The 13,091-nt window shown below is 72.4% G+C and carries 12 protein-coding genes and 2 pseudogenes; 5 read left to right on the forward strand and 9 right to left on the reverse strand.

Going from position 1 to position 13,091, the window contains the following annotated elements:
- Window positions 1–15 precede the first annotated feature (15 nt).
- Window positions 16–876 (reverse strand): NAD(P)H-binding protein, encoded by an 861-nt coding sequence (locus G3I53_RS26315; protein ID WP_164336342.1) that lies wholly within the window; start codon window positions 874–876, stop codon window positions 16–18.
- The gene (locus G3I53_RS26320; RefSeq protein WP_164336345.1) at window positions 873–1,313 is read right to left on the reverse strand and encodes a nuclear transport factor 2 family protein; all 441 of its coding nucleotides are present in this window, start codon (window positions 1,311–1,313) and stop codon (window positions 873–875) included. The genes G3I53_RS26315 and G3I53_RS26320 overlap by 4 nt, the downstream gene beginning before the upstream one ends.
- A gap of 100 nt (window positions 1,314–1,413) precedes the next feature.
- On the opposite strand from G3I53_RS26320, the gene G3I53_RS26325 reads away from it, so the two are divergent.
- Window positions 1,414–2,058, forward strand: a complete 645-nt coding sequence (locus G3I53_RS26325; RefSeq protein ID WP_164336347.1) for a TetR/AcrR family transcriptional regulator — start codon at window positions 1,414–1,416, stop codon at window positions 2,056–2,058.
- A 102-nt stretch (window positions 2,059–2,160) separates the two neighbouring features.
- On the opposite strand, the gene G3I53_RS34170 is transcribed toward G3I53_RS26325, so the two are convergent.
- The 3 genes and pseudogenes from G3I53_RS34170 to G3I53_RS26335 all read right to left on the reverse strand — a co-directional run bounded on the left by G3I53_RS34170 (window position 2,161) and on the right by G3I53_RS26335 (window position 3,046).
- A complete protein-coding gene (locus G3I53_RS34170; RefSeq protein ID WP_239064128.1) occupies window positions 2,161–2,322 on the reverse strand; it encodes a DUF397 domain-containing protein in 162 nt (53 codons plus the stop codon).
- Window positions 2,323–2,356: 34 nt separating this feature from the next.
- A pseudogene (locus G3I53_RS34175) lies at window positions 2,357–2,482 on the reverse strand (transcriptional regulator); the annotation flags it as partial.
- Window positions 2,483–2,515: 33 nt separating this feature from the next.
- The gene (locus tag G3I53_RS26335; RefSeq protein WP_164336351.1) at window positions 2,516–3,046 is read right to left on the reverse strand and encodes an SMI1/KNR4 family protein; all 531 of its coding nucleotides are present in this window, start codon (window positions 3,044–3,046) and stop codon (window positions 2,516–2,518) included.
- Window positions 3,047–3,405: 359 nt separating this feature from the next.
- Between G3I53_RS26335 and G3I53_RS26340 the strand changes: the two genes are divergently transcribed.
- Both G3I53_RS26340 and hemB read left to right on the forward strand, forming a co-directional pair.
- Window positions 3,406–4,386, forward strand: coding sequence for a helix-turn-helix domain-containing protein (locus G3I53_RS26340; RefSeq protein ID WP_164336353.1), 981 nt, complete (start codon window positions 3,406–3,408; stop codon window positions 4,384–4,386).
- A gap of 205 nt (window positions 4,387–4,591) precedes the next feature.
- A complete protein-coding gene (gene hemB / locus G3I53_RS26345; RefSeq protein ID WP_164337078.1) occupies window positions 4,592–5,596 on the forward strand; it encodes a porphobilinogen synthase in 1,005 nt (334 codons plus the stop codon).
- Between the two features lie 21 nt (window positions 5,597–5,617).
- Here hemB and G3I53_RS26350 read toward each other — a convergent pair whose 3' ends face one another.
- Window positions 5,618–6,349 (reverse strand): DUF4232 domain-containing protein, encoded by a 732-nt coding sequence (locus tag G3I53_RS26350; protein ID WP_164337076.1) that lies wholly within the window; start codon window positions 6,347–6,349, stop codon window positions 5,618–5,620.
- A gap of 213 nt (window positions 6,350–6,562) precedes the next feature.
- On the opposite strand from G3I53_RS26350, the gene G3I53_RS26355 reads away from it, so the two are divergent.
- Window positions 6,563–7,897: a helix-turn-helix transcriptional regulator gene (locus tag G3I53_RS26355; protein WP_164438838.1), complete on the forward strand. Its 1,335-nt coding sequence runs from the start codon at window positions 6,563–6,565 to the stop codon at window positions 7,895–7,897.
- Between the two features lie 63 nt (window positions 7,898–7,960).
- Here the strand turns inward: G3I53_RS26355 and G3I53_RS26360 are convergent, their stop codons facing one another.
- Entirely contained in the window at window positions 7,961–8,461 is a 501-nt protein-coding gene (locus G3I53_RS26360) for a hypothetical protein (RefSeq protein ID WP_203592445.1), read from the reverse strand.
- A 262-nt stretch (window positions 8,462–8,723) separates the two neighbouring features.
- Entirely contained in the window at window positions 8,724–10,481 is a 1,758-nt protein-coding gene (argS, locus tag G3I53_RS26365) for an arginine--tRNA ligase (protein ID WP_164337686.1), read from the reverse strand.
- Window positions 10,482–10,641: 160 nt separating this feature from the next.
- Between argS and lysS the strand changes: the two genes are divergently transcribed.
- Window positions 10,642–12,384 (forward strand): lysine--tRNA ligase, encoded by a 1,743-nt coding sequence (gene lysS, locus G3I53_RS26370; protein ID WP_164337685.1) that lies wholly within the window; start codon window positions 10,642–10,644, stop codon window positions 12,382–12,384.
- A 108-nt stretch (window positions 12,385–12,492) separates the two neighbouring features.
- On the opposite strand, the pseudogene G3I53_RS26375 reads toward lysS, so the two are convergent.
- A pseudogene (locus tag G3I53_RS26375) lies at window positions 12,493–13,091 on the reverse strand (hypothetical protein); the annotation flags it as partial.

Here is a 13,091-nt window from a genome sequence, read left to right on the forward strand (position 1 = left end):
CCGCCGCTCCGGGTCTCAGGGGACGGGTGCGCCCTCCCGTGCCGCCACGGTGCGGAAGTCGTTCGGCTCCCGGCCGGTCATGCGGCGGACGGTGTCGGTGACGCGGTCCTCGGCGCCGTCGGCGATGGCCAGATCCAGGCGGGCCAGCAGCGCGGCGAACTCCGGGGGCGTCCCCGCCGCGCGGATCAGGTGGTCGCACATCTCCTCGTACGTCAGCCGGTGGTGCACGGCCGGCCGTCCGGTGACCTCGGTGAGAACGTCGGCGATGTCGTCGTGGCTGAGCGCCCGGGGGCCGGTCAGCACCAGGTCGGTGCGGGGCGCCTGCGCGTCGGTCAGGGCGCGGACCGCGACGGCGGCGATGTCGTCGGCGTCGACGTACCCGGTCCGGCCGTCCCCGGTCGCGGTGGAGAAGGCGCCCGTGGCACGAAGGGTGGTGGCGTGCAGGTGGGTGGAGGTGAAGTTCTGCATGAACCAGGAGGGGCGGAGCACCGCCCAGGCGTCGAACAGCCCGGGCAGGGCCCGGTGCACCTCGCCCGTGGCGGGGCCGCCTTCCGGGATCGCGGAGGAACTGAGCAGTACCGCCCGGCGCACGCCCCGGGCGCGGGCCCGCCGAAGGAAGGGCAGCATGACGGCCGCCGGGTCCGGGTCGCCGACGGGCGGCACCAGGTAGACGCGGTCGGTGCCGGTCAGGGCGTCGTCGTGGGTGCCCGGGTCGTACCAGTCGAAGCGGACCGGCTCGGCGCCGGGAGGTGCGGCGACGGCGTTCCGGCTCGCCGCCCGGACGCGGTGTCCGGCAGCGAGCAGCCCGGCGGCGGTCCTGCTGCCGGTGGTGCCGGTGGCGCCGATGACGAGGGTGGCCCCGGGAGCGGCGGTCACCGTGCGGCCGCGTGGAACTCGGTGCCGGGCTGCTGCATGCCGAGGGGGTTCCAGTAGTCGCGGCAGGCGGTCATGAGGCCGTCCCGGACCGTCAGCACGCTGATGTAGTTCATCTCGTAGGGCCGGCCGGTCTCCACGATCCGGCCCAGTCCGCGCGCCTCGGCGACGACGGTCCCGGGGTCCTCGGTCCGGTGGACCCGTACGTCGGTGAACTCGCGCAGGTCGATGTGGTCGGGGTAGTGGCGCATGTACGCGGCGATCGCCTCCCGCCCCTGGAGCCGGCGGGGCCGGCCCTCGGGTGCGAAGGGGAACTCCATCGTCCCGTCCTCGGTCCACAGGTCCACCCACCCGGTGATGTCCTTGCCGAGGAGCAGGCGCAGTCCGTGGTGCAGCACTTCTTCGGCCGAGGCGGGCGTGGGTGAGGGTGTACCGGGCATGACGGTCTCCGTCCCGTAGAATGCGGACCAGTGGTCCGTTTCAGGTGTCGGCAACGATACGGACCGCTGGTCCGCTTCGCAAGCAGGGTGAGGAGTCGCCGTGGTCTCCGTACGTCCGGGACAGGAACCAGGGGCCGGGGGCGGCACCGCTCGGGACGGCGGTGCGCAGGACGGTGAGCGCCGTCCGCGCAAGGACGCCGCCCGCAACCGGGCGGCCCTCCTCGCCGCCGCCGACGACCTCTTCGCCCGCTGCGAGAAACCCGAGGACGTCACGATGTCCGACGTGGCGGCGGCGGCCGGAGTGGGCAAGGGCACGCTGTTCCGCGCGTTCGGCGACCGCACGGCCCTGATCCGCGCGCTGTACGAGGCCCGCCTGGAACCGCTGAAGCAGGCCGTCACCGAGGGCCCGCCCCCGCTCGGCCCCGCCACACCGCCCCGGGAGCGCGTCCCCGCCCTGCTGGACGCCGCCCTGTGCTTCAAGCTGGACCACCGCCACCTCGCGCTGGCCCTGGAGGGCGCCGACAGCCCCTACGAGGCCGAGCACTACGCCCAGTGGCACGCCCTCCTCAGCGGCATGCTGGCCACCGTCCCCGGCATCACCGACGGCGACTTCACCGCCCACGCCCTGCTCGCCACCGTCCGCGCCGACCTCGTCGAGCACCTCGCCGGCACGCGAGGGCTGGGACGGGAGGAACTGCGGGCGCGGCTGGGGGAGTTCGTGGAGAGGGTGCTCGGCGGAGGGTGAACGGCCCGTGTGAGTGAACGCGCGGACAGACGCCCTGCGCCGAGTGCTCCGCGGACATGGCCCGCACCTGCGTACGGAGGCGAGGGCGAGGCCTCTGGTCCGTCAGTGCGCGCAGGCGTACGGGAGGAAGGTCGCCCAGGTGGCTGGGGTGACGGCGAGACGGGGGCCGGTCGGGTTCTTGGAGTCGCGGACGAGGATGTGAGCCGGGGCAGTGGCCACCTCGACGCAGTCGGGGCCCTCGTCCGTGCTGTAACTGCTTTTCATCCAGACGGAGTTGGCTTCGGGCAGGGCTTGAGGGTCATGTCTCTCCAAGCACTCTCTCGATGAAGGCCGTCGACTCTCGTGGGCTGAGAGCCTGCGCCCGGATGGTCCCATAACGAATGTCGAGGAGCTGCACTTCCTTCGGATCAGCGATCACACGACTGGCCGAGCTGAGGCTCGGCCCCCTCCGGTGACCTCAGCGGCAGAGTGCGTCGATGTGGTCGGAGAAGTCCGGGAACTCGGCCTGGGCCTCGGTGACGATCGTGGCGGCCGGGCGGCGCGGGGTGGTGGCGTGGCGGGTGGCCAGGTCGGTGAGGGGGGCGGCGTTGGGGCGGGGGCCGGTGTCGCCGAACTGGACGACCTCCAGGGGGCCGACGCCGTCCGCGAGGACCCAGAGGAAGTCGGAGAGGTTCCCGGCGACGACGCCGCGCTCGCCCTCCGAGCCGAGGAAGATCACGGGCTGCTCGGCGAGGGGCCGGCCGGGACGCGCGTACCAGAGGGCGGCGGTGCCGCCGGTGCCGTCCTGGCCGAAGAACCGGTAGGCATCTCCGTCGAGTTCGGGGTTGCCGGTCCAGCCGCGGATCCAGTGCGTGGTCTCCTCGGCGGAGCTGAAGGCGCTGTAGAGGTCGAAGTCGATGCCCTCGCCGTCGGCGTAGTCGATGCCGACGGCGGCCAGGTCCGCGAGGGCGGGCGGGAAGCGGCGGTCGTCGCCGTGGGTCTCGGTCACGTCGGCACCGTAACCGGCCGCACTGACATCCGGTCGCCACAAAAACCTGTTCGGCCGACTCGGCACCGGTGCCCGGAGATCCGGGCTCCGGCAGGACGGGCGGCCGGGGCTGCGGGCGGTAAAAGACTTTAAGAACCCAGGGAAATAACCAACCAACCCAACCAAACCTCGCGTAGATCACTCGGCTGGGTGAAACCGGCCGAAGTGGCTGGCGCGGCGGTGGGTCGGGCGGGCAGTCTCGGCACGAGCGGCGCCGACTCAACTCGGCGCTTCCACAAGCCCGTACATGAATCGGCCCCCGCAGGGACTAGCACTCCCAAGGCGAGGGCCTAACCAACAAGGAAGAGGACACCTTCCCCATGGCTGAACAGAAGCCTAACCCTGCCCCGCGCCCGAATCAGGGCCTTCGCCGATCCACCACCCACTCCGGTGTCATCCACGTACGCACGTACCAGTCCGGCCAGTACGTGCTGATCGGCAACCACCTCGCCCAGCACCACGCGTTGTCGCTGACCGCGATCGGACTGGCCGCGCACATCCTGTCGGTGCCCGAGGGCACCCTCGTCGACATCCGCAGCCTCACCCTGCGCTTCCCCGAGGGGCGGGACCGGATCGCCGTCGCGCTACGGGAGTTGGAGGAGCACGGCTACCTGCGGCGGGTGCGGGAGCACACACGCGAGGGGCGCCTGGTGACGCGGACGTACGCCCATCACCTGCCGTGCCCGCAGCCGCAGAAGGCCGCTTCCGTGTCCGGGGCGGTGCGCCCGAGGGCCGTGCCCACCCCGGCGGTGCATGCTCCCGACGAGGTGCCGGAACCCTCCCAGGAGGGTGACCGGCCCGCGGAGCGGCCGGCGGACCCGCCGGCTGCGGCCCCTGTTCCGGCCGAGTGCGGCGCCTCAGAACCTCCGGTGCCCGAACCGCAGCCGGAGCCCGATCCGCGGCACGAGGAGGCGGCCTGCCTGCTCTCCGGGCTGCGCCGGACCGACGAACGCCTCACGCTGTCCGCGCGGGACGTGAACAGACTGGCCCCGAGCGTCGTCGCCTGGCTCGAACGAGGGGCCAGCCCGGCTGCCGTGCACCGCACACTGACCGCGGACCTCCCCCTCTCCCTCAAACACCCCGCGGGCGTCATCGCCTACCGGCTGCGGGAACTGCTGCCGCCCCCACTCCCCCCGGCGCCCACCGCCCCACCGGTGACGGTGACGGCAGGGGTCCGCCGCCCGGACCCCTTCCAGGACTGCGACGGCTGCGAGCGGGTCTTCCGGTCGGCGGAACCGGGGCGGTGCCGTGACTGCCGGTACGGGGCGGCGCAGTGGGACGGGGCCGCATGCGCGGCCTGAGCGGGCGGGTTCCGGTGACGCGTCGAGCGGCAGGGCGGTGTTCCGGGCGCCCGCTGGCTCGGAGCGCGGGTCCCCGCTGCGAGCTGTGCCGGGAGGCTCTGCCGCCGTCCGTCGCCGTGGCCCGGGCGGGGTCCGCCCCGGTGGGCCCGGGCCGCCGACCGGCCGTCGGCAAAGGCACCGCCCCGGCGGGCGTAGCGTAGGTGGTATGACGACGTACGGATCCTTTCCCGGTACTCGGCCCCGGCGTCTGCGGACCACTCCGGCGATGCGTCGGATGGTCGCCGAGACCCGGCTGCACCCCGCCGACTTCATCCTCCCGGCCTTCGTGCGCGAGGGCGTGAGTGAGCCGGTGCCGATCGCGGCGATGCCGGGGGTCGTGCAGCACACGCGGGACAGCCTGAAGAAGGCGGTGGCGGAGGCCGTGGCGGCCGGGGTTTCCGGGATCATGCTGTTCGGGGTGCCGGAGGAGTCGAAGAAGGACGCCGTGGGCACGCCCGGGACCGACCCGGACGGAATTCTCCAGGTGGCCCTGCGGGACGTGCGGGCGGAGGTCGGGGACGAGCTGCTCGTCATGTCCGACCTGTGTCTCGACGAGACCACCGACCACGGGCACTGCGGGGTGCTGGACGAGCAGGGGCGGGTCGACAACGACGCCACGCTCGAGCGGTACGCCGAGATGGCGCAGGTCCAGGCCGACGCCGGCGCCCATGTGGTGGGGCCGAGCGGGATGATGGACGGGCAGATCGGCGTCATCCGGGACGCCCTCGACCAGATCGGCCGGGAGGACGTAGCGATCCTCGCCTACACCGCGAAGTACGCCTCCGCGTTCTACGGGCCGTTCCGTGAGGCCGTCGGGTCGTCCCTCAAGGGCGACCGCAAGACGTACCAGCAGGACCCGGCCAATGTGCGGGAGTCGATGCGGGAGCTGGCGCTGGACCTCGAAGAGGGCGCCGACATGGTGATGGTCAAGCCGGCCGGGCCCTACCTCGACATCCTGGCCCGGGTCGCCGACACGGTGGGCGTGCCGGTCGCCGCCTACCAGATCTCGGGGGAGTACTCGATGATCGAGGCCGCCGCCGAGAAGGGCTGGATCGACCGCGACCGGGCCGTCCTGGAGGCGCTGACCGGCATCAAGCGGGCCGGGGCGCGCAACATCCTCACGTACTGGGCCACCGAGGCGGCCCAGATGCTGGAGCGCGGTCGGCAGTAGCCGCAGCGCGGGAAAGAGCGGTCAGTAGGTCAGGGCGTCCTCCTTCGACTGCTGCCAGTACGTCACGGTCAGCGAGCTGTCGTAGTACACGCCCTTGGCCGGGAGGGACGGGGTCGCCGCCGGCCCGCCGTCGCTGTTGGGGGTGCGGCCCTGGAAGCCGACGGTCAGCCGGTGTCCGGTGGTGCCGCCGTCGCCGCTGCCGTCGGCGGCCGACAGGAGGACGCCCGCGTACGCCGACTCGCCCGGTGCGAGGGTGACCACGGCCTGCGGCTTCGACTCCTCGATGGGCCGCGGCACCCACTGCATCTCGTCGAAGCGGAGGACCGGGTAGTAGGTCAGGTCGCAGACCTTCGAGCCGGTGTTCCGGACCGTGATCAGCAGGTGGTTGAGGGGGCGCGGGACCGGCTGGGCGGTGACGGCGGTGTTGGAGCCGTTGCAGGCGACGCGGGCCTTCGGGTCGAAGGGGTCCGTGGGCCGGTCCCCGCCCGTCGAGCGGTCGGAGCCCTTCGTGCGGTCGGTCGCGGGGGTCTTGTCGCCGCCCTTGTCCGTGCCGGCCTGGGCGGGCTGGTTCGGGGCGGTGGCCTCGGACCCGGCAGCGGGGCCGTCGCTGCTGTCGGTGCTCGCCGTCGGGGCGGTGGAGGGCCGGGCCGCGCCCTCGTCCTTCGCGCCCGTCCCGTCCTGGCAGGCCGTCAGGGACAGGGTGGCGAGGGTGATTCCGGCGGCGGCGAGCAGACGGATGCGGGACGTACGCATGGCGAATTCCTTGTCGTCAGACGGAGGTTCGGCGTGGCCGCTCCTCCGGTCGGCGGGAGCGGCGTGCTTGGATGACCAGAGCGTGCGGCGTGCTCCGTCCCGGCCGCCACCTCTGCGGGAGGATCCGGGACGCTGGAACGCCGACACCGCCGTGACCTGGGGAAACGACCGTCCCCTGGAACGGTGGAACGGGACACGGGGGATGGAGGAACGGTGTCGGAGGCCACGCCGGCGGTGGAGTTCGCCGCGCTTCTGCGGGAGTTGAAGGACCGGTCCGGGCTGAGCTACGGGGTCCTCGCCAAGCGGCTCCACATGAGCACGTCGACCCTGCACCGGTACTGCAACGGGGACGCCGTGCCGACCGACTACGCGCCGGTGGAGCGGATGGCCCGGCTGTGCAGGGCCGCCCCCGCCGAACTGGTCGAGCTGCACCGGCGGTGGGTGCTGGCGGACGCCACACGCGGGCGCCGGACCGAGCAGGCGACGGAGGTTCGGGCAGCGGAGCAGGAGGGGCAGGGGTCGGAGGCTCAAGGGCCGGAGGGGCACAACGGGGCTGCCGTTGCCATCGGGCTTGCCGAGTCCTCCGCGGCGGACGGTGCCGTCCCGTCCGAGTCCGGTCCCGGCCCCCGCCCCCGGCGCCGGACCCGTACCGCCGTCCTGGCCGGGGCCGCGGTGGCCGCCGTGCTGGTCGGGGTCGTGGCCGTGGTGGGACCGCCGGGCGGCGGGACGGACGGTGACGGCCGTCGGGAGCAGGTCGGGGCCGCGGGTACCGGTGGCACGGACGGCGCGTCCGCATCCCCGACGGCCGGTGCGCCGTCCGCGTCCGACTCCGCCTCCCCATCGGGTTCCCCGAGCACGGCGGACCAGGACGCGAGCAGCCCGCCCGCCTCCGGGCCCGCCGCTCGGCCGGGCGGCCGGGCCGCCGGGGACGCGGTGCCGGTCACCGTGCGCACCGAACCGTACGCCTGGGAGAGCCCCTGCTCGCAGCGGTACCTGATCGCCGCGCCGCCGGGCAAGGTGCACCCGCCGCCGGTCGAGCAGGACGCGACGGCCTGGGTCGCCGCGGAGGGTGCGGTGTCGTCGGGGGAGCAGCTCGTGCGGCTCAGCGTGCAGGGGACCGGCCCGGAGACGGTGGTCGTGGAGGGCATCGCCGTGCGCGTCGAGGGGAAACGGACGCCGTTGGCCTGGAACGACTACGCGATGGGCTATCCCGGCGTCGGCTGCGGCGGCAATGTGCCGGCGCGGTCCTTCACGGTCGCCCTGGACGCCGCGCGGCCGTCCCTGACGCCGGAGTCCGGGCACCGGGACTTCCCCTTCAAGGTCAGCGAGTCCGACCCCGAGGTGTACTACATCACCGCCGACGCGTCCGCCTACGACGTGAGCTGGTACCTGGAACTGAAGTGGTCCAGCGGCTCCCGCAGCGGCACGCTCGTCGTGAACGACAAGGGGCGCCCCTTCCGCACCAGCGGCAACAACGGGCGTCCGGCGTACGAGTTCCCGCTGGGCGGGGACGGGTGGGTGCCGGAGGGCACGACCGACCTCGGATAGACGCCGGGGGCGGTGCCCGGCCGCCGGCCCCGTGACTCGGGGGCCGGCAGCGGAAAAGGAACGTCAGGCGGTGGCCGTGATGGTGCGGACGTGGTCGGTCAGCGCCTTGTCGTCGTAGACCTGGATCGTCACGCGCCTGCCCTCCGGGATGTTCAGGTTCACCGTCCTGACGTCCCAGGCATTGGAGGTGCCGGGGGGCGAGTACACCCCGTACTTTCCGCCGTCGCCCTCGTAGGACACCTTGTAGTAGAGGCCGTCACCGTCGTTCACGACGTCGTACATCATCAGCTTCTCGCCGTACGGGTGGAACTCGACCTTGGCCAGCGGGTAGCCGCTCGCGTTGCCGAAGACGACCTTGGCCCCGATGCCGCCGTCGTCCTTCTCGAAGTAGGTGCCGTCGATGGCGTCGCTGAACCGGCAGGGGCAGTACTTGGTGTGCGCGGTGTCGTGCTGGATGACCCTCGGGTTCGGGCTGTAGGCCTGGGCCGGGGCGGCGGTGAGGACCGTGGAGGCGATGGCGGCGGTGGCCACGGAGGCGAAGGCCGCGATGGAACGATGGCGCATGATCACCCTTCGATTGCGTCGACTGTTCGAAGCAGGGGTGAGCGTAGGGGCCCGTGACGTCAGGTGAGCGGTTCCTGACCATGAGCGAGAAAATGCGGGACGTCTCACGCTCCGACCTGCGCGGACGTCCTCCCGGCCGGGACGCGGTGGGACGGCGTGGGACGCGGCCGGACCGTGTGCCGCCCGCTCCGGTGCCCGACGCGAGCGGCCCGCACCCCCGGTGGGAATGCGGGCCGCTCGCGCGCCGTGGTCCGGCGCAGGGTCAGAGCCGCTCGGGCGTGCGGATGCCCAGCAGGGCCATGCCGCGGTGCAGCGTGCGGGCCGTGAGGTCGCACAGGAACAGGCGGTTGGCCACCTGCTCCGGCGAACCGGCCTTCAGCACCGGGCACTTGTCGTAGAACGACGTGTACAGCGACGCCAGCTGGTACAGGTACGCGGCCAGCTTGTGCGGGGCGTACTCCGCGGCGGCCTCGAAGACCGTGTCGCCGAAGGCGTCCAGGTGCAGGCCCAGCGCGCGCTCGGCCTCGTGCAGCTCCAGCTCCGGGTGGGCGGCGGGGCGGACGTCGCCGGCCTTGCGGAGGATGGACCGGATGCGGGCGTAGGCGTACTGGAGGTAGACGCTGGTGTCGCCGTTCAGCGAGACCATCTGGTCGAGGTCGAACTTGTAGTCGCGGTTCGGGGACGTCGACAGGTCGGCGTACTTCACGGCGCCGATGCCGACCTGCGCGGCCCGCTCCTGGATCTCGTCCTCGGTGAGGTCGCGCGCCTTCTCCCGGACGACCTCGGCGGCCCGCTGGACGGCCTCGTCCAGCAGGTCCTCCAGCCGCACCGTCTCGCCCTCACGGGTCTTGAAGGGCTTGCCGTCCGCGCCGAGCACCGTGCCGTAGCCCATGTTGTGCGCGGTGACGCCGTCGCTGAGCCAGCCGGCCCGGCGGGCGGTCTCGAAGACCATCTTGAAGTGCAGCGACTGGCGCACGTCGACGACGTAGAGCAGCGTGGTGGCGTGCAGGTCCTGGACGCGGTTGCGGATCGCGGTCAGGTCGGAGGCCGCGTAGCCGAAGCCGCCGTCGGCCTTCTGCACGATCAGCGGGACCGGCTGGTCGTCCTTGCCGCGGATGTCGTCGAAGAACACCACGAGCGCGCCCTCGGAGCGCACCGCGACGCCCATCTCCTCCAGGAGCCGGGCGGTCTCGGGCATGCCCTCGTTGTACGCGGACTCGCCGACGATCTCCTCGTCGCGGATCTCCATGTCCAGCTTCTCGAAGACGGAGTAGAAGTAGACCTTCGACTCGTCGACGAACTGCTGCCACAGTCCGAGGGTCTCCTTGTCGCCGGACTGGAGGGCGACGACCCGCTTGCGGGCCCGCTCCTTGAAGTCCTCGTCCGCGTCGAACAGCGCACGCGACGCCTTGTACACGCGGTTCAGGTTGCTCATGGCCTGCTCGCCGTCGACCTCGCCCGCGGGGGCCAGCTCGCCGGGGTGCTCGAACAGGTACTGGATGAGCATGCCGAACTGGGTGCCCCAGTCGCCGATGTGGTGCCGGCCGATGGTCTTCTCGCCGGTGAAGTCGAGCATGCCGCGCAGGGCGTCGCCGATGACCGCGGAGCGCAGGTGGCCGACGTGCATCTCCTTCGCCACGTTCGGCTGGGCGTAGTCGACGACGGTGATGCCCGGGTTCTCCTTCAGCGGGACGCCGAGGCGCTCGCCGTCCGCGTGCCGCGCGGCGAGGTTCTCGGTGATCGCCCGGTCGGCGAGCGTGATGTTGAGGAAGCCGGGCCCGGACACCTCGACGTCCTTGATCAGGTCGCCGGTGGTGATCCGCCCGACGACCTCGGCCGCCAGCTCCCGCGGGTTCGCCTTCGCCTTCTTGGCGAGCGCCAGGATGCCGTTGGCCTGGAAGTCCGCCCGGTCGCTTCGTCGCAGCAGCGGGTCGGCGCCGGCGGCCTCCGGCCGGGTGGCCGTGAGGGCGGACTCGAGCTGCTGCTGGACGGAGTCGGTGAGGGACGTGACCGAGGCCATGGAGGCTGCCGTTCTGCTCTGGGTGCGTTGACTGCTACGGAAGCCGAGTATCCCACGCGGTGAAAAGCGGTTTTCGCGGATACGGGCGGGCCTGGGAGAATGGGGCGGTCAGCCGTGCGACCGTACCGGCTGGCTCAGGAGAAACTCCAGGAAAGAGGACGTGCCGATCGTGGCTCAGAGCACCGAGACCACCGACTGGGTCTCCCGTTTCGCGGATGACGTCGTTGCCGAGTCGGAGCGTCGGGCCCCGGGCAAACCGGTCGTCGTCGCGTCCGGGCTCTCCCCCTCGGGCCCGATCCACCTCGGCAACCTGCGCGAGGTCATGACCCCGCACCTCGTCGCCGACGAGATCCGCCGCCGCGGCCGCGAGGTCCGGCACCTGATCTCCTGGGACGACTACGACCGGTACCGCAAGGTCCCGGCCGGCGTCCCCGGTGTCGACGAGACGTGGGCCGAGCACATCGGCAAGCCGCTGACCTCCGTGCCCGCGCCGAAGGGCTCCCCGCACCCGAACTGGGCGGAGCACTTCAAGGCCGCGATGGTCGAGTCGCTGGCCGCGCTGGGCGTGGAGTTCGACGGCATCAGCCAGACGGAGCAGTACACCTCGGGCGCCTACCGCGAGCAGATCCTGCACGCCATGAAGCACCGCGGTGACATCGACGCCATCCTCGCCCAGTACCGCACCAAGAAGGCGCCGCCGAAGAAGCAGCAGCAGAAGCCGGTCGACGAGGCGGAGCTGGAGGCCGCCGAGGGCTCCGGCGCCGCCGCCGAGGACGACGGCAGCTCCGGCTCCGCGGGCTACTTCCCGTACAAGCCGTACTGCGGCAACTGCGAGAAGGACTTCACCACCGTCACCGCCTACGACGACGACTCCACCGAGCTGACGTACGCGTGCACCGCGTGCGGCTTCTCGGAGACGGTCCGGCTCAGCGAGTTCAACCGCGGCAAGCTGGTGTGGAAGGTCGACTGGCCGATGCGCTGGGCCTACGAGGGCGTGATCTTCGAGCCGAGCGGTGTCGACCACTCCTCGCCGGGCTCGTCGTTCCAGGTGGGCGGCCAGATCGTCGGGATCTTCGGCGCCGAGCAGCCGATCGGCCCGATGTACGCCTTCGTCGGCATCAGCGGCATGGCCAAGATGTCGTCGTCCAAGGGCGGCGTGCCCACCCCGGCCGACGCGCTGAGGATCATGGAGCCGCAGCTGCTGCGCTGGCTGTACGCCCGGCGCAAGCCCAACCAGTCCTTCAAGATCGCCTTCGACCAGGAGATCCAGCGGCTGTACGACGAGTGGGACCGGCTCGACGCCAAGGTAGCCGAGGGCGCCGCGCTGCCCGGTGACGTCGCCGCGCACGCCCGCGCGGTCGGCACCGCGGCCGGCGAGCTGCCCCGCACGCCCCGGCCGCTGCCGTACCGCACGCTGGCCTCCGTCGCCGACATCACCGCCGGCCACGAGGACCAGGCGCTGCGCATCCTGAACGACCTCGACCCGGCCCACCCGCTGGCCTCCCTCGACGAGGCCCGCCCGCGCTACGACCGGGCCGAGGAGTGGATCAACACCCACGTCCCCGCCGACCACCGCACCATCGTCCGCTCGGAGCCCGACGGCGAGCTGCTGAAGTCGCTCGACGAGCAGGCCCGGCAGTCCCTGCGGCTGCTGCTGGACGGCCTCGCCGACCACTGGTCCCTGGACGGGCTGACCCACCTCGTCTACGGGGTGCCCAAGGTCCAGGCCGGGTTCTCCGCCGACGCCACGCCGAAGGAACTGCCGCCGGAGATCAAGACCGCCCAGCGGTCGTTCTTCGCGCTGCTCTACCACCTGCTCGTGGGCCGCGACACCGGCCCGCGTCTGCCCACGCTGCTGCTGGCGGTGGGCCAGGAGCGGGTGCGGGCGCTGCTCGGGGAGTAGTCAGGGGCACGGCCGGACGACGGCCGTCGCCCGAGGATCCGCGTACGGCGAGGAGGGGGCGCCCGGTTCTGAACCGGGCGCCCCCTCCTCGTGCCGTGGTGGTGCGGGTCAGGCGATGTGGTTCTCCTCCAGCTCCGCGTTGAAGCGGTTGGAGAAGCGGGTCACCATGCGCTTGGCCTCGGCGTCCTTCAGCGGCGTGCCGAAGGTCGCCTCGATGTTCTCGCCGAACTCGCGCGGGGTGGGGAAGCTGTCGTGGATCGACTGCTTGAAGACCTGGTACAGGGCCTCCTCGTCCGGCTCCTGCCCCTGCCCCTGCCCCTGCGGCTGCCGGGGCCCGGGGAACGCCTGCGGCTCCTGGGCCTCCTGGGGTGCGCCGCCCTCGCCCAGCTCACGGGTGCGCCCGCCCGGCACGACCGGGATCGGGAAGCTGCCCGTCTCCTCCGGCGAGGGCTCCTGGAGCGGGGGCTCCTCCTCGTACTGGTCCCGGTACTGGTCGGCCTGCTGCTGCTCCTCGTACCAGGAGGCGTACTGCTCGGCCGGGTCGTACGTCGGGTCGTAGCCGCCCTGGTACTCGATGTGCCGGGGGGTGTTGAACCAGGGGCTCTGCTCCTCGCCGTCGGGACCCTGAGGGCCGTGAGGCCCCTGCGGGCCGCCGGGGCCGCCGGGGCCGCCTCCCGGGTACGCGCGGCCGTCGCCGCCCCGAGCGG

It is taken from the genome of Streptomyces sp. SID14436 (genome assembly GCF_010548465.1).
Taxonomy (GTDB): Bacteria; Actinomycetota; Actinomycetes; order Streptomycetales; family Streptomycetaceae; genus Streptomyces.